This is a genomic window from Nisaea sp., assembly GCF_040217065.1.
Taxonomy (GTDB): Bacteria; Pseudomonadota; Alphaproteobacteria; order Thalassobaculales; family Thalassobaculaceae; genus Nisaea.
Map to the genome: position 1 here is coordinate 246,323 of NZ_JAVJNX010000005.1, position 15,687 is coordinate 262,009.

A 15,687-nucleotide genomic window follows, 5' to 3' on the forward strand; every position below is an offset into this window, starting at 1 on the left:
CGGCTCAGCCTTTGACCTGGACGGCGACGGGCTCGCCCGGACGCAGGCGTTCGTTGCCCTTGATCACCGTGACGTCGCCGATCTCGAGGCCGGCCGTCACCTCGAACCGGTTGCCGAGGGATTCGCCGATCGTGACCGTCCGCATTTCAACCTTGCCATCGCGCACGACATAGACCCGAGGGGTACGGCCATCCAACAACAGAGCGTCTTTGTGGACACTGACCACCTGGCGCACGATGCCGATGGGGATATGGATGGTGACGCTCTGGTTCTCCGCAATCTGCACAAAATCCGCAGGCAGATTTGCGGTAAAGCGCACGGCCCTGCTGCGCGTACGCGGATTTTCCTCCGGGATGATTGCCCGCATGGCGACGCTCAGTCTCTGCCCGTTTTGCAGCACGGCGTTGACCGGAATACCCTCGCGCAAGCCGGCCAGCCGCTGTGCCGGGACATCGGCCTCGATTTCCAGATCCGTATCGTTCATCAGGGTGACGATCGGATCACCCGCCTGGACATAGTCGCCCGCGACCACGTGGCGTGTCAGGATCACGCCGCTGTAGGGTGCGCGGATCGCGGCATCGGCCAGGGAAATCTCGGTCAGGCTCAATTCGGCCCGGACCCGCTCCGTTTCCGCTTCTGTCTCCGCCAGACTGGCGGCTGCAGCCTCCAGGTCACGCTGGGCATCTTCAAGAGCATTCATCCGGAACGCGTTGGAGCCGCGCAATTGCTCTGTTCGCGAGAGCATCTGCTGCGCCTTGGCCAGATTGGCTGCTGCGCGGGTGCGCTGTGCGTCTGATTTCTTTAGTTCCGCTGCCCTGAGCTGCCGTTGCGCCTGCAGCCGGTTGTCGGAGAGCCTGGCCAGCACGTCACCCTTATTCACCCGGTCACCGGCGCGGACGGAGATATCGGCAATTCTTTCCGAGATCCGTGTCGCGACGGGGCCAAGTTGGACGGCGACAAATCGCGCTGTGACCGGTGCCGTCTGTGTCAGGGCCTCTTCCCGAACCGTGTCGACTTCGACCGGACTCGCCTTGCCTTGTGCCCGCACCTGGCCGGGCATGCCGGTCGCTAAAGCCGCCGCGAGCAGCGCGACGACGAAAGCGGAGGAAAAGGTATTCAACATTTTTGGCATTTCGCGCACGCCTTCTGACGCCAAAAGTCACGAGATCCGCGTCGGTAAGGTGAAGTCAGTTTCTTCTGGAAATAGCGGAGAGCGTTTCATTTTGCCGGGCTTCTTCAGTATTCGCAATGGGATCTAACATGGATCTGTTGCCGGTCGCGGCAAGTTGATGCTGGATGGAACTCCTGCCTTCTTGGTAAGAACGAGCAGGGCCGCAAGATTGATCGCCGGTGCCTGGAAAAAAGTTGGGGGAGGCAAGACATGGGAACCATTCTTTATACCCATGCGGACTGTTTTGGACATGACCCGGGGCGCATGCACCCGGAACATCCGGCGCGTCTGAAAGCGGTGCTCACGGCCTTGTCTGCCGACGAGTTCAACGGACTTGATCGCAGGGAAGCGCCGAAAGCCACGGTCGATCAGATTGCCAAGGCACATCCCCGTGATTACGTGGATGCGATTCTGGAGGCCGTTCCGGAAACGGGCGAGCGCTCGATCGACGGCGATACGATCATGTCCCCCGGAACCGGCGACGCCATCCTGCGATGTGCCGGGGCGGTCTGTGCGGCGGTCGATGCGGTGCTCGGCGGCGAAGCGGAAAACGCCTTCTGTGCCATGCGTCCGCCGGGCCATCACGCAGAACCGCGTACGCCGATGGGCTTCTGCTTCTTTAATCAGATCGCCGTTGGCGCCGAACATGCCCGCGCCGCGCATGGGCTCCGGCGTGTTGCGATCGTCGATTTCGACGTGCATCACGGCAACGGCACGCAGGCGATCTTCGAGGCAGATGGCGGGGTCTTCTATGCCTCGACGCACCAGGCACCGCTGTTTCCGGGCACCGGTCACCAGAGTGAACGCGGTGTCGGCAATATCGTGAACGTGCCGTTGCCTCCGATGTCCGGCAGCGAGCAGTTCCGGGCGGCTATTACCGAAATTATTGCGCCGGCCCTGATCGATTTCCAGCCGGAACTGCTGATGATCTCGGCAGGGTTCGATGCCCATATCGACGACCCGCTGGCCTCGCTCTGTCTGACGGAAGAGGATTTCACCTGGGCGACAGAGGAGCTGATGCGCCTGGCCGACCTTGTCTGCGACGGGAAAATCGTCTCCACGCTTGAAGGTGGCTATGACCTCGACGCGCTGGCGGTTTCGACTGCGGCCCATGTCCGGACATTGATGACCGCCGCCGGATAATCTTGTGGAATTGGATGCCGGCCTCGGGCCGCCTGAATGCGGGCGCGGTGCCCTTGTATCGGCGGCTGGCGGCGCCTATTGTCGGGCACTGGCCCGAAGGAGACCGACGTGAGTGAGACGATACCCACCGCAATCAAGAGCCTCAGTTTCGAAGAGGCGCTGACGCAACTTGAAGAGATTGTCGGCAAGCTAGAATCCGGCAGCGGAACTCTTGATGACGCCATCAACGCCTATGCGCGCGGTGCCGAACTGAAGGCACACTGCCAAAAGAAGCTGGACGAGGCGCGCATGAAAGTCGAAAAGATCCGGAAATCCGATGCAGACGGTGCCGTGTCGACTGAACCGTTCGAAGCCTGATCTGCCATTTATCCCGACACTGTCCAGGACCGCCGCCGCCCATGACCCAGCTTGAAGACGCGATCGCGACGACCGCGCGTGAAGTTGAGCGCGTAATGGAATTCCTGCTGCCGAAGGCGAGTGATGCCGAAGCGCGGGTGTTCCAGGCCATGCGCTATTCCTGCCTCGGTGGCGGTAAGCGTCTGCGGCCGTTCATCGTCGCCCAATCGGCCAAGATGTTCGCTGTCGATGAACGCTGCGCCTTGCGGGTCGGGGCTGCCGTTGAGTTTCTGCACTGTTATTCGCTGATCCACGACGATCTGCCCGCCATGGACGACAGCGACCTGCGCCGCGGCCGACCGAGCTGTCACAGCAAATTCGACGAGGCGACGGCCATTCTCGCCGGTGATGGCCTGCAGGCGTTGGCGTTCGAGGTGCTGGCGGCGGAAGAGACCAGTTCCGATGCTTTCGTGCGTGCCAAGCTGGTCTCAAATCTTGCCAAGGCGGCAGGTGGGGAAGGCATGGTCGGTGGTCAGATGATCGACCTGCTGGCCGAGGAGAATGAGCTTGATATCGGTGCCATCACCCGCATGCAGCGGATGAAGACCGGTGAAATCTTCGCGTTCGCCGCAACCTCGGGCGCGATCATGGGGCATGCGTCGGACCGTCACATCCACGCCCTGCATTCCTTCGCGCAGGAATTGGGGCTGGCATTCCAGATCGCCGACGATCTGCTGGATGCAGAGGGCGATTCCAATACCACCGGCAAACCGGTCGGACAGGACGGTGCGGCCGGCAAGGCGACCTTTGTCTCCGTTCTCGGCATCGAGCGGGCGCGCTCGCAGGCCAGGCTGCTGGCAGACCAGGCGGCACGCGCCCTTGATTTATTCGGTGAGCGGGCAGACCTTCTGAAGCAGGTGGCCGCATATGTGGTTGACCGAACGCACTGAGCCCCAGGGCTGAACCAGGGCTGAATTGGATTCATGACCGAACGCAGAACCCCGATGCTGGACAGAGTCGCCACCCCGGCTGACTCCCGTTCGCTGAGCGATGCGCAGCTGAAGCATCTTGCCGACGACCTGCGCCGCGAGACCATTGATGCCGTCTCGGTCACCGGCGGTCACCTCGGCGCCGGGCTCGGTGTGGTCGAGCTGACGGTCGCCATTCACAATGTTTTCGACACGCCGCGCGACAAGGTGATCTGGGATGTCGGCCACCAGGCCTATCCGCACAAGATCCTGACCGGCCGCCGCGACCGTATTCGCACCTTGCGTCAGGGTGGCGGTCTCTCCGGCTTCACCAGGCGTTCGGAAAGTGAATACGACCCGTTCGGCGCCGCGCACAGCTCGACTTCGATCTCTGCCGGACTCGGCATGGCCGTGGCCCGGGATCTGAAGGATGACGACTTCAATGTCGTCGCGGTGATCGGTGACGGCGCGATGAGTGCCGGTATGGCCTATGAGGCGATGAACAATGCCGGTTCCCTGAAGAACCGGATGATCGTGGTGCTGAACGACAATGACATGTCGATCGCGCCACCGGTCGGCGCTCTCAGTGCCCATCTGTCGCAGCTGATTTCCTCGAAGCCATACCGCAGCCTCCGGGAACTGGCGAAACAGATCGCCCAGCATCTGCCGAAACCGATGGAAGAGACGGCGCGCCGGGCAGAGGAGTTCGCCCGTGGCATGGTCACTGGCGGCACGCTGTTCGAGGAACTCGGCTTCTACTATGTCGGCCCGGTGGACGGGCACAATCTCGACCACCTGTTGCCAGTGCTGCGCAATATCCGCGACATGAAGCGGGATCGTCCGGTGCTGTTGCATGTGGTGACGGAGAAGGGCCGCGGCCATCCGTTCGGCGTGCAGGCGGCCGACAAGTACCACGCCGTGCCGAAATTCGATGTGGTGACGGGCGAGGTCAAGAAGCCGGTCTCGAACGCGCCGAGCTACACGGCGGTTTTCGCGGACTCGCTGATCAAGGAGGCCGAGGAAGACGACCGGATCGTGGCGGTAACCGCCGCCATGCCGTCCGGCACCGGTCTCGACAAGTTCGCCAAGACTTTCCCGGCGCGCAGCTTCGATGTCGGTATTGCCGAACAGCATGCGGTGACTTTCGCGGCGGGAATGGCCTGTGAAGGCATGAAGCCCTTCGTGGCGATTTACTCCACTTTCCTGCAACGCGGTTACGATCAGGTTGTCCATGATGTGGCAATCCAGAAGCTGCCGGTGCGATTTGCCATTGACCGGGCGGGACTGGTCGGTGCCGACGGGGCGACCCATGCCGGGGCCTTCGATCTGGCCTATCTCGGATGCCTGCCGGATTTCGTGTTGATGGCACCGTCGGACGAGGCCGAACTGAAGCACATGGTGGCGACCGCCGCGGCGATCGACGACCGGCCGAGCGCTTTCCGCTTTCCGCGCGGCGAGGGTGTCGGGGTGGAGTTGCCGGCGCGCGGGGATGCGCTTGAAATTGGCAAGGGCCGGGTTGTCCGCGAAGGCTCGAATGTTGCGCTGCTGTCCCTTGGATGCAGGCTTCAGGAGTGTCTTACGGCGGCCGACGATCTGGCCGCGCGCGGCCTGTCGGCGACGGTCGCCGATGCCCGGTTCGCCAAACCGATCGATCGCGATCTGCTGCGCCGGCTCGCGCGTGAGCACGAGGTTCTGATCTGCATCGAGGAAGGCAGTATCGGCGGATTTGCCAGCCAAGTGCTGCATGCGCTGGCGGAAGAGGGTCTGCTCGATTCCGGGCTGAAGGTAAGGCCGATGGTCCTGCCGGACCGGTTCCTCGAGCACGATTCTCCCGAGCGCCAGTATCATGAGGCCGGGCTTGATGCCGCAGCCATCGTTGCGACCGTTCTCGGCGCTCTCGGCGTCGACCAGGCCTCGGCGCCGGTCCGCGCCTGATTCGCTGAATGGCAGCGGGGCGGCTTGACCTGGTCCTGGTGGAGCGCGGCCTTGCCGACAGCCGGAGCCGGGCGCGTCACCTGATCGAGGCCGGTCAGGTGAAGGTCGACGGCGCCACGGCGACCAAGCCTGCAGCGAAAGTCACTGAAACAATGGTCGTTACGCTCGATGATGGAGCGCTCAGATGGGCCTCCCGTGCCGGGCTGAAACTTGAGCATGCTCTTGAGATCTTCGATATCGATCCTGCCGGGCAGGTATGCCTCGATATTGGGGCCTCGACCGGCGGCTTTACCGATGTCCTGCTGGACCGGGGCGCGCTCCGCGTGCATGCCGTCGATGTCGGGCACGGCCAGCTTATTCCGCGCCTTGCGGGGGATGAGCGGGTCAGGGTCTATGAACGTCTTAACGCCCGGTACCTCCAGCCAGAGACGATCGGGGAGCCGGTAGGACTGGTCGTATCGGATGTCAGTTTCATCTCTCTCAGGCTGGCACTACCGGCGGCGCTGTCCTGCGCGTCGTCTGGCGCTCGGCTGGTAGCGCTGGTGAAACCGCAATTTGAGGTTGGCGCGTCCCGTATCGGCAAGGGTGGTATCGTCCGGGACGATGCGGCGCGAGGCGAGGCGCTCCGGTCGGTCCTTGATTGGCTCGAAAATGACGCGGGATGGACCCTTCGCGGGAACGCGGACTCGCCGATTTCCGGAAGTGACGGGAATCAGGAATATTTAATTGCCGCCGAAAAACCATGATACGCTTCATGGATTGAATAAAAGGCGGTGTCCATGACAGAAGCAGACCGCGAGAGTTCCGGGACAGATCCAAAGCCGCGCCGCGCCAGGAAAGTGGACGCGCAGGCATACGATCCGGCCTGCCTGCGGTTCAGCGAAATGCTGGCACATGGATTGGGTTCCAGCGGCAGGGCCTGGCTGGACGCGGTGCGCGCAGGCGATGACCGCGACGACACCGGACTTGCTGCCCGGGCACTGATCCGGGTGGAAGAACGCGATATCCGCCGGCAGCGCAATATTGAGGCCATATTCTCCCTTGCCATGACGATGCTTGAGATCGACACCTCAGCTGAGGGGCATGTGGATCCGGACTGGTGCGTCCGGTTTATCGAAGCAGCGGCGGATTGCGGCGACAGGGCCGGCCAGGAGATGTGGGCGGCACTGCTCGCGCTGGAAGCCGAGGAATGCGGAACGGTGCCGCAGGTTACCTTCCGTGTCATGGGGACGCTCAACCGCAGCATGATCCGCTGGATCGCAATTCTGGCAAAGTTCCGTATCAACAATTTCCTGGTGCGGCTCTCGGACGAGTTTTTCGGGGCTCGGGAGCTGACCGGCGACTGCATTCTGCTGCTTGAGGAATATGGCCTGCTCCGGACAAACCGCGATCTGAGCAAGGTCTTCTCGTCCCAGAAAGCCGACAGTTTCTCGACCAATCTGCTCTATGCCGACAAGGTTGTCCGGGTCAGCCACGACGATCCGGGAGCCGATCTGACATTGCCGTGCTACCGGCTGAGCGATGCGGGAACGGCGCTGGTCCGCGCTGCCGGGCGGCTCTCCCGGGTGGAGGCGGATCTCGAGTACCTGCTGGAAATCGTCAAGCTGGTCGAATCCCAGGGGTACACGGTGGCGCAGGCGGACATCCTGGCGCGCACGTCGGAAACCGTCGTTGCCAAGCATTCGCCGTTCTGCGAGCTGCGCACCCTGAAGAGATAATTCGGCAACAGACAAAAAAACGGACGGCACTGTCGTGCCGCCCGCTCATGCAGCCGGACGCGAGAGGCGCTACGCGGCCTGGCTGCGGGTATCGGCCTCCTGTTCGACGATCGTCAATGCCGTGCAGAGCAGTTTTGCTTCCTGCGCGCCGAGCTTGGCCCGGCGCGACAGACGCCGGAGCAGCTCCGCCGCATCGCTCAGCCCTGCATAATTCTCCGCCGTTTCCTCGCTCTCCGCGATCCGGCTCTTCGGCCTGCTCTGATAGCGGGCATAGTCTTTCCAGATGGCGACATCGTGGGTCAGTCCGCCGGCACCGTGCAGGAGCAGATATAAAGCGTGTCCCATAATTTTTCCTCACTAGTCAGTTGCTGTTCACAGATACCTCTTGGTTCTGAATATCCTGCTTCGAAGCCTGAAAAACAAATGATTGATATTCACCTATTGTGTTAGTTATATTTACATATTGTGAGCAGGCAGCTTCCCCCTCTGACAGCCCTCCGGGCCTTCGAGGCCGCCGCCCGTCTGGGTGGGGTTTCGAAAGCGGCGGATGAGCTTCACGTTACCCATGCGGCGATCAGCCATCAGATCCGCGCGCTTGAGGAATGGTTCGGACTGTCGCTCTTCGACCGAACCGGCCGGCAGATCAGATTGACAGAGACGGGAGCCAGACTGCTTTCGCCGATCTCGGCGGCGTTCGACGGTATCGCGAATGCGGTGAAACTGGTTTGCGAAGATGCCGGTCAAAAGGTCCTGACAGTGTCCGCGGCGCCTTCCGTTGCCTATAAGCTGCTGGTTCCCCGCCTCGGCTCCTTCGCGGCGACTGAGCCGGATGTTGAAGTGCACCTGCATCATTCCGTGGCGCTGGCCAATTTTGTCTCCGACGGTGTCGATGTGGCAGTGCGGTTCGGCAGAGGGGACTGGCCCGGGACCGTGTCAAAGCGGATCATGGACGGCTTTGCGCAACCTTTCGCCAGCCCGATGCTGCTGCAGGGTGCCGGTTTCACGCGCGCCGATCTGCCGCTGACGCCGGAACAGATCGCGACCCTGCCGCTGCATCACGAGGATTCGACGGAGTTCTGGCGCATCTGGTTCGAGAAAGCGGGTGCGCCCGGTCTCCGCTTCCGGCGTGGCGCGGTGTTCCACGATGCCGCGTCGATCCTGAATGTTGCCGTTGCCGGGCAGGGGGTGGTTCTCGCGCGGCCGGCGCTGGCCGAGTCGGAGCTCAGCAGTGGAATGCTGGTCGCATTGTCGGGTGTCAAGATAGAGGAAGATGCCGGATATTATCTGGTCTATCCGCACGCCAAGGCATCAGACCCCCTGGTCCGGTCGTTTGCGGCCTGGGTCATCGCCGAACTCGCCCAGTCAGGCGGGGCTGCGCGTTATTCCGACAAGGCCTTGGGGCCTTGATCTGATCCATATCATTTCCTATCCGCGTGCATTTCAGGCGCCCTAAATCGAGTAAGGGTCGCAATGCGGACATCGGGTCGATTTGCGCTCACTCATGCTGCATGAGACAATAATAGATAGCAAAGAGAGCACGTGCAATGCGGCGTGCCGGTTCGGAAATCGATCCAGACCAAGAGTTTAACGTCAATGAATCCGGCGAACCGCAATGGCGGGATGTGCCAAGGGAGGCATTATGAGCGATGTAACGGAGCGCGTCCCCGATGGGGAAGCGAATGTTATCGATACAGACTATGAAGTCGGCCAGCACAATGTGCAGCCGCAGATTGGCCCGTTCGGGATGGATATCCATAACCCGGTCTTCGCCATTTCTGCCGGTGGTATCATGCTGATGGTCTTCTACGCGCTGGCCTTGCCGGAGCAGGCCGGTGCGTTTTTCGGCTGGCTGCGGCCAACCCTGACCTCCAATTTTGACTGGTTTTTCCTGGCCGCAGGCAACATCTTCGTCATCCTTGCGCTGGTGCTGATTGCCTCGCCGCTTGGCAAGATCAGGCTTGGTGGAACAGAGGCGAAACCGGACTATTCCTACACCGGCTGGTTCTCGATGCTGTTCGCCGCAGGCATGGGCATTGGCCTGATGTTCTATGGTGTGTCCGAGCCGATCTCGCATTTCTCATCGTCCTTCGCCGCCGGCGCCGGCTCGCCGGAAAGCTGGGCGCCGCTTGCCGGTGCGGCCGGTGACGCTGTTGAAGCACGGCGGCTCGGTATGGCCGCGACGATCTTCCACTGGGGCCTGCATCCCTGGGCGATCTACGCCATTGTCGCTCTCGCCCTCGCGCTGTTCTCCTACAACAAGGGCTTGCCCCTCAGCATCCGCTCGATCTTCTATCCGATCTTCGGCGAACGGGTCTGGGGCTGGACCGGGCATGCCATCGACACGCTGGCCGTCTTCGCCACCCTGTTCGGGCTGGCGACGTCGCTCGGTATCGGGGCGGAGCAGGCGATAGCGGGTCTCAACTTCCTGTTCGATATCCCGGTGACCGACACGTCCAAAGTGGTGCTGATTTCCGGTATCACCGTGCTCGCGCTGGTGTCTGTCGTGGCCGGCCTCGATGCCGGCGTGAAGCGGCTTTCCGAGATCAACATGGTGTTGGCGGTTCTGCTGCTCGGCTTTGTCATCATTGTCGGGCCGACCCTGGCGATCGCCACTGGCTTTTTTGCGAACCTGCTGGCCTATCTCGAGTATCTGCCGGCACTTTCCAATCCGGTTGGACGGTCCGATGCGAATTTCTCCCAGGGCTGGACATCCTTCTACTGGGCCTGGTGGATTTCCTGGTCACCCTTCGTCGGCATGTTCATTGCCCGGGTCAGCCGGGGCCGGACAGTGCGGGAATTCCTGATCTGTGTGCTGATCATTCCGTCCGCCGTTTCCATACTGTGGATGACGGCATTCGGCGGCACGGCGCTCACCCTGCTTGAAGCCGGCCAGGAGGAGATTGCGAGTGCCGCGCTTGAGCTCAAGCTGTTCACCATGCTTGAGCAACTGCCGTTGCACACAATCACATCCTTCGTCGGTATCGTGCTGGTGATCGTGTTCTTCGTCACCTCGTCCGACTCGGGCTCGCTGGTGATCGACACGATCACGGCCGGCGGCAAGGTGGATGCGCCGACCCCGCAGCGGGTGTTCTGGGCAACTTTCGAAGGCATGGTCGCCGTGGCCCTGCTGCTCGGCGGTGGTCTCGGCGCTCTTCAGGCAGCCTCGGTCTCGACAGGTCTACCCTTCGCGGTGGTCCTGCTGCTCGGGTGTGTCTCGCTTGTGAAGGGACTTATGAGCGAGCCGCGCAGCTCATAGCTGCTTAACTCTTAGTGCAAGCCGCCGGTCCCTTGGACCGGCGGCTTTTTTGTCTCAGGCCCGTGTCGGTTCGACCAGCAACTGGGACACATTGACGGTGGCCGGTGCCGTCATCGCATAGAGGATGGCCGCCGCGATGTCCTCCGGCGCAAGCGTGCCGGGAGCATTGTCATAGAAGCTCTGCGCCTTGCCGCCATCGCCCCAGCGGCTTTCCGCGAACTCGGTCCGGGTCAGGCCGGGCAGGATTTCGGTCACCCTGATGTCAGTCTGTGCGAAATCCATGCGGAGGCCGTCCGTGAAGGCCCGGACGGCAAATTTCGACGCGTTGTATATACTTCCGCCGGGATAGACCCGAAGCCCGGCTGTGGAGCCAAGGGTAACGATATGGCCGGTGCCGCGTGCCACCATCTGGTCGATGACGGCCCGGCAAACCCGGATCGTCCCGTTCACATTGGTGTCGATGATATCGGTCCATGCATCGGCATCGGCCTGATCGAACCGGGCACGGCCGCCGACATCGTGGCCGGCGCAGACCACGGCGCCGTGAATATTGCGCCAGCCTTCGGGCATGCGTTCGATCATGGAGGCGGTGGACTCCGGGTCGGCGACGTCGAGCTGCAGCGGCAGACAATGCCCCGGCCGGTCTTTCGCGAGAGATTGCAGGCGATCCATACGCCGCGCCGCCGCGATGACACGCGCACCGTCGGCCAGCAGGCGCTCTACCGTGGCCGCTCCGATGCCGGAGCTGGCTCCGGCGACCAGCACGATCTTGTCTCTCAGCTCGAATTTGTCCATGGGACGCCCGTATTCCAGTTATTGCACAAGGGGCCTCACCTTCGCCGCCGGTTTTGGACGGGTCAAGCGTGATCCCGCACGGTGCTGGCTTCAGCAACCAGGTCGATCCAGCGGCTTGTGAATTCGGCGCAGAATGCCCGGGCTCCTGCTTCATGCTGTTCCAGCTCTCCTGCAAGTTGCTGGTGCCATCCTGGGCGTTTCGCATCGAGATAGCCGGAATGGGCCGTGCTCCAGCGTTCCGCCAGAGTGCGTCCGACCTCGAAATGGAACTGTGTGCCGTAGCTCACGGACCCGACCGAATAGGCCTGGTTCTCATAAGCAGCGCTGGTCGCGAGATGCGTTGCCCCGGGTGGCAGGGTGAAGGTATCGCTGTGCCATTCGAAAATCGGAACATCCGGGTCGAGAGAGCTGGCCAGCGGGTCTTGAAGACCGGCGGCTGTTGGCGTGACCGGGACATAGCCGAATTCCAGCGCCTGGCCGACGATATTGCCGCCGCCATGGGCCCGGGCAAGGAGCTGGGCACCGAGGCAGATGCCGAGCACTGGACGGCGTGCCGTATCGAAGGCGCGCATCAATTCCAGCAAGGCCGGAAAATAGGGAGAGCCGCTATCGTCCAGTGCGTTCTGCTCACCGCCAAGTACGATCATGCCGTCATGCCTGTCCGGTCCGGCGGGCAGGGGCGTCCCGTCGAACGCCTGCACGACATCAAGCACGACGTCGCGGTCGGCGAAGGTGTTTGCCATCTCGCCGATATCGGTGCCGCCGTAATTTTCGATGACCAGAATGCGCATCGCTTCAGAGGTCATCGGATGTCCTCACGATAACGCCGTGTTCCGCCAACTCCGTCCTGGCGGCGGCGAGTGATCCGTCAAGATCGATGGCCCGGCAGCCGTCTTCCAGCAAAGTAACCGTGAAGCCAAGCTTGGTAGCGTCGACAGCGGAGAATCGGACACAGAAATCGGTCGCCAGCCCGACCATGACCAGATGATCGACCGCGCGTTCCCGCAGGTAGCCGGCAAGACCGGTGGTCGTAGTGTGGTCGTTCTCGAAAAAGGCGGAGTAGGAATCGATTTCGCTCCGGTAACCCTTGCGGACGATCAGACTGGCGCGGTCTGTCTCGAGGTCGCTGTGAAAGGCGGCACCCGGGGTTCCCTGGACGCAATGCACCGGCCAGAGCACTTGCGGGCCGTATGGCATGTCGATCAGGCTGAAGGGATCGTGGCCCGGATTGTTGGCGGCGAAGGAGCTGTGATCGGCCGGGTGCCAGTCCTGGGTCAGGACCACGTGATCGAAACGCTGCATCAGCCGGTTCGCGACGGGAACCACAGCATCACCCCCGGTAACGGCAAGCGCGCCGCCGGGGCAGAAATCGTTCTGCACATCGATCACGATCAGCGCGACATCCGGACCGGTCTTCATTGCACTTCTCCGTTATTGAAATTCGAGATCGGACGAGAATTCAGCAACATATTTATGGGGCTTCCTTGCGCCGGAGGAAACCTGCTGTTGCACCGTCGTGACGGTGTTTGCGCCGATCGGGCTGAAACAGGGCAGGCATTCTTGCGCATTCCGCTCGATGAACGCTGTGTTTTCAGGGCTATAGAAGAGGCGGGAAGTCGTTCGCATATGGGGAATATCGTCATGGAAACACCGGCAGGGATCAAAGGCGCTGCCTGGGCGCCTGTACGGATGGGCGCGCAGGGAGCCGTGGTGACAAACCATCCCCTGTCCTCGATGGCGGGCATGCGCATTCTGGCAAGTGGAGGCAACGCGGTTGATGCGGCGGTCGCCATCGGCTTTGCGCTGGGCGTTGCCGAGCCGCAGGGCTCCGGCATCGCGGCCGACGGCTTCATGATGATCCACATGAAGGAAGGAAAATCCCTCTCCATCGCGAACGGCACCGGCACGGCGCCGATGGCCGCGACGCCGGAACGATTCGCGAGCGGCATCGAGAACAGCGGTATTCTCTCCGTCTCGGTGCCTGGTATCTGCGATGCTCTCCTTGCCGCGCATGCACGTCATGGGCTTTTGCCGCTGGCGGACTGCATTCAGCCGGCAATCGAGCTTTGCCTGGAAGGCGTTCCACAGACCCATTTCCAGTGCGGTCTGGCGGAGAGCCAGAACCTTCTGCACAGCTTTCCCGCATCGGCGGCGATTTTCGCACCGGACGGCGTGCCGCTGCAGCCGGGACAGATCCGGCGCAACCCGGACCTCGCCAAAACCTACAAGCTGATCGCCGAGCATGGGCGGGACGCGTTCTACAAGGGACCTCTCGCCGACGCCATCGTGGCCTTTTCCGAGCAGGCAGGCGGCATCCTGACGAAAGAGGATTTCGCCAATTACCGGATGGAATGGCAGGAGCCGATTTCGACGACCTACCGGGGCCGCAGCGTTTACGAGGCGCCGCCAAATTCCTCCGGCCATGTGCTGCTGCAGGAACTGAACCTGATCGAGCATTTCGACATGGCCGGGCTCGGTCTCAATTCCGCCGATGCAATTCATGTGATGGTGGAGGCGAAGAAACTGGCATTCGCGGACCGCGAGGCGTTTCTGGGGGATCCGGATTTCGTCAATGTCCCCATCGAGGGCCTGCTTTCCAAGGACTACGCGGCCGACCGCGTCCGGCTGATCGATATCCAGCGCGCCGCCGAAAAAGTGATGCAGGGCGACCCATGGAAGTATCAGGCGGGTGGTCCGGAAGGCGCCCGTCCGGGAGCTGGACTCCGGGAGACGCACTCGGATACCACGCATTACTGCGTGATCGACCGTTGGGGCAACGCGGTGGACGGGCTGCAGAGCCTGTCCGGGCATTTCGGCTCCCAGGTCGTCTGTCCGTCCACCGGTATGTTGCTGAACAACCGGATGAATTACTGGCATCTGGATGAAGGGCATGCGAACCGGCTGCAGCCCGGCAAGCGGGTCCGCCACACGATGAACCCGGTCATGGTCTTCGACGGCGCGGTCGGGGCGGGAGGCGCGCTCAACCTTTGCTGCGGCACGCCGGGTGCGGATGTGCAGGTTCAGGTGAACATGCAGCTCATCGCGGCGATCTACGATCACGGCCTCACCGTGGCGGAGGCGATCCACGCGCCGCGATGGACGCATATCCAGACCGGGATGACCTCGCAATATCCGCACAGGAGCGTGGACGGCATGATCGGAGAATCCCGCCTCGGCGACACGGTGTTCGAGGATCTGACCGGACGCGGTCACCCGTTGAAGAAGGTGGGAGCCTGGGCCGGCGGGGCGAGCGCGGGGGCCATTCAGGTGAGCGCATTCGGCAGCTATCTCGCCGCATCCGATCCGCGCCGTGACGGGCTGGCGCTGGTGCTCTGAGCCGATCAGGTGGACGAGACGGACGTCTGTAAGAAGAAGGCCCCGCCAAAGGCGGGGCCAAGTGAACTGTCCGGCAGGCTGGCAACCGGAACAGCGAGGCAGTTCATTCAGGTGCCGAAGCGGGCGCCGACCTCAAGGCCGTGTTCGGCGATGAAATCCTTTGCAGAGATTTTCTTGCCGCCGTCATAGCGCACGCGCTGGACAAGGATGCCGCCGCGTCCCGCATTGATGACGAAGCCGTCGTCGGTGATGGCGCAGATCCGGCCGGTCCGTCCGGAGCCGTCGGCCTTCTGGCTGTCGAAGATCTGCAGCTCCTTGCCGTTCAGCGTCGTCCAGGCACCGGGCTGCGGGTTGCAGCCGCGAATCTGGTTGTAGACTTCAGTCTGGCTGCGGTTCCAGTTGATCTCGCCATCCGCCTTGCGGCACCAGCCTTCATAGGTGGCTTTGGACTCGTCCTGCGGCGTATGCGGCGGGTTGCCGGCGCGGATCAGGTCGATGGACTCGAGCACCGCTTCGATACCGAGCGGGAAGACCTTGTCGAAATACACAGAGCCGAGCGTGTCGTCCGGGCTAATCTCGACTTCCTTCTGCACGCAGATATCGCCTTCATCGAGGCCGTCATCCGGATAAAAGATGGTGAGGCCGGTCTTGTCCGCGCCCCAGATGATCGGCCAGTTGATGGAGGACGGGCCGCGATGCAGCGGCAGCAGGGACGGGTGGAAGCAGAGCGAGCCATGCTTCGGCACGTTCCGGGCCTCTTCCGGTATGAAGATGATGACATAGGCCATCATCATCAGATCGGCGTTCCAGCTCTTCAGTTCCTCGATCACTTCGGGCAGGGAATAATCGGCGGGCTGGCACACGGTCAGGCCATGCTCCAGCGCGGCTTCCTTAACCGGGTCGACCGGGCGGCCTTCCTTGTCAGGCGCCGTGTAGACGGCAACGATCTCGTCCTCGCCCTTTTCCAGAATGGCTTCCAGCGCGGCCTTACCGAAGGCCTGCTGTCCGTTCAGGATAATGCGCATTGTG

At 62.3% G+C, this 15,687-nt stretch carries 15 protein-coding genes; 9 read left to right on the forward strand and 6 right to left on the reverse strand.

The features are described from left to right. Window positions 1-4: 4 nt before the first annotated feature. Window positions 5-1,123: an efflux RND transporter periplasmic adaptor subunit gene (locus RH950_RS05830; protein ID WP_350054636.1), complete on the reverse strand. Its 1,119-nt coding sequence runs from the start codon at window positions 1,121-1,123 to the stop codon at window positions 5-7. Window positions 1,124-1,381: 258 nt separating this feature from the next. Here RH950_RS05830 and RH950_RS05835 point away from each other — a divergent pair, with 258 nt between their 5' ends. From RH950_RS05835 to RH950_RS05860, 6 genes are all read left to right on the forward strand, one after another. After that, window positions 1,382-2,314, forward strand: coding sequence for a histone deacetylase family protein (locus RH950_RS05835; protein ID WP_350054638.1), 933 nt, complete (start codon window positions 1,382-1,384; stop codon window positions 2,312-2,314). A gap of 108 nt (window positions 2,315-2,422) precedes the next feature. Continuing rightward, the gene (locus tag RH950_RS05840; RefSeq protein ID WP_350054640.1) at window positions 2,423-2,671 is read left to right on the forward strand and encodes an exodeoxyribonuclease VII small subunit; all 249 of its coding nucleotides are present in this window, start codon (window positions 2,423-2,425) and stop codon (window positions 2,669-2,671) included. 41 nt (window positions 2,672-2,712) lie between these two features. Beyond that, window positions 2,713-3,600 carry a polyprenyl synthetase family protein gene (locus RH950_RS05845; protein WP_350054642.1) on the forward strand — a complete coding sequence of 296 codons (888 nt, stop codon included), beginning with the start codon at window positions 2,713-2,715 and terminating at the stop codon, window positions 3,598-3,600. A 33-nt stretch (window positions 3,601-3,633) separates the two neighbouring features. Further along, window positions 3,634-5,553, forward strand: coding sequence for a 1-deoxy-D-xylulose-5-phosphate synthase (dxs, locus tag RH950_RS05850; RefSeq protein ID WP_350054644.1), 1,920 nt, complete (start codon window positions 3,634-3,636; stop codon window positions 5,551-5,553). A gap of 8 nt (window positions 5,554-5,561) precedes the next feature. Beyond that, on the forward strand, window positions 5,562-6,299 hold the full coding sequence (locus RH950_RS05855) for a TlyA family RNA methyltransferase (protein ID WP_350054646.1): 738 nt from the start codon (window positions 5,562-5,564) through the stop codon (window positions 6,297-6,299). Window positions 6,300-6,332: 33 nt separating this feature from the next. Next, window positions 6,333-7,271, forward strand: coding sequence for a DUF2806 domain-containing protein (locus tag RH950_RS05860; protein WP_350054648.1), 939 nt, complete (start codon window positions 6,333-6,335; stop codon window positions 7,269-7,271). 69 nt (window positions 7,272-7,340) lie between these two features. On the opposite strand, the gene RH950_RS05865 is transcribed toward RH950_RS05860, so the two are convergent. Further along, complete coding sequence (locus RH950_RS05865; RefSeq protein WP_350054650.1) at window positions 7,341-7,616, reverse strand: hypothetical protein; 276 nt, start codon at window positions 7,614-7,616, stop codon at window positions 7,341-7,343. A 120-nt stretch (window positions 7,617-7,736) separates the two neighbouring features. On the opposite strand from RH950_RS05865, the gene gcvA reads away from it, so the two are divergent. Both gcvA and RH950_RS05875 read left to right on the forward strand, forming a co-directional pair. Next, complete coding sequence (gene gcvA, locus RH950_RS05870) at window positions 7,737-8,678, forward strand: transcriptional regulator GcvA (protein ID WP_350054652.1); 942 nt, start codon at window positions 7,737-7,739, stop codon at window positions 8,676-8,678. Between the two features lie 232 nt (window positions 8,679-8,910). Continuing rightward, window positions 8,911-10,527, forward strand: a complete 1,617-nt coding sequence (locus tag RH950_RS05875) for a BCCT family transporter (protein WP_350054654.1) — start codon at window positions 8,911-8,913, stop codon at window positions 10,525-10,527. Between the two features lie 54 nt (window positions 10,528-10,581). Here the strand turns inward: RH950_RS05875 and RH950_RS05880 are convergent, their stop codons facing one another. The 3 genes from RH950_RS05880 to pncA form a co-directional block, all read right to left on the reverse strand. Next, entirely contained in the window at window positions 10,582-11,322 is a 741-nt protein-coding gene (locus tag RH950_RS05880; RefSeq protein WP_350054656.1) for an SDR family oxidoreductase, read from the reverse strand. Window positions 11,323-11,384: 62 nt separating this feature from the next. Beyond that, complete coding sequence (locus tag RH950_RS05885) at window positions 11,385-12,128, reverse strand: type 1 glutamine amidotransferase (protein WP_350054658.1); 744 nt, start codon at window positions 12,126-12,128, stop codon at window positions 11,385-11,387. Beyond that, window positions 12,118-12,741: a bifunctional nicotinamidase/pyrazinamidase gene (gene pncA, locus RH950_RS05890; RefSeq protein WP_350054660.1), complete on the reverse strand. Its 624-nt coding sequence runs from the start codon at window positions 12,739-12,741 to the stop codon at window positions 12,118-12,120. The genes RH950_RS05885 and pncA overlap by 11 nt, the downstream gene beginning before the upstream one ends. 222 nt (window positions 12,742-12,963) lie before the next feature. Between pncA and ggt the strand changes: the two genes are divergently transcribed. Continuing rightward, window positions 12,964-14,658, forward strand: coding sequence for a gamma-glutamyltransferase (gene ggt / locus RH950_RS05895; protein ID WP_350054662.1), 1,695 nt, complete (start codon window positions 12,964-12,966; stop codon window positions 14,656-14,658). A gap of 107 nt (window positions 14,659-14,765) precedes the next feature. Here the strand turns inward: ggt and RH950_RS05900 are convergent, their stop codons facing one another. Then, window positions 14,766-15,683: a methionyl-tRNA formyltransferase gene (locus tag RH950_RS05900; protein ID WP_350054664.1), complete on the reverse strand. Its 918-nt coding sequence runs from the start codon at window positions 15,681-15,683 to the stop codon at window positions 14,766-14,768. Window positions 15,684-15,687 lie beyond the last annotated feature (4 nt).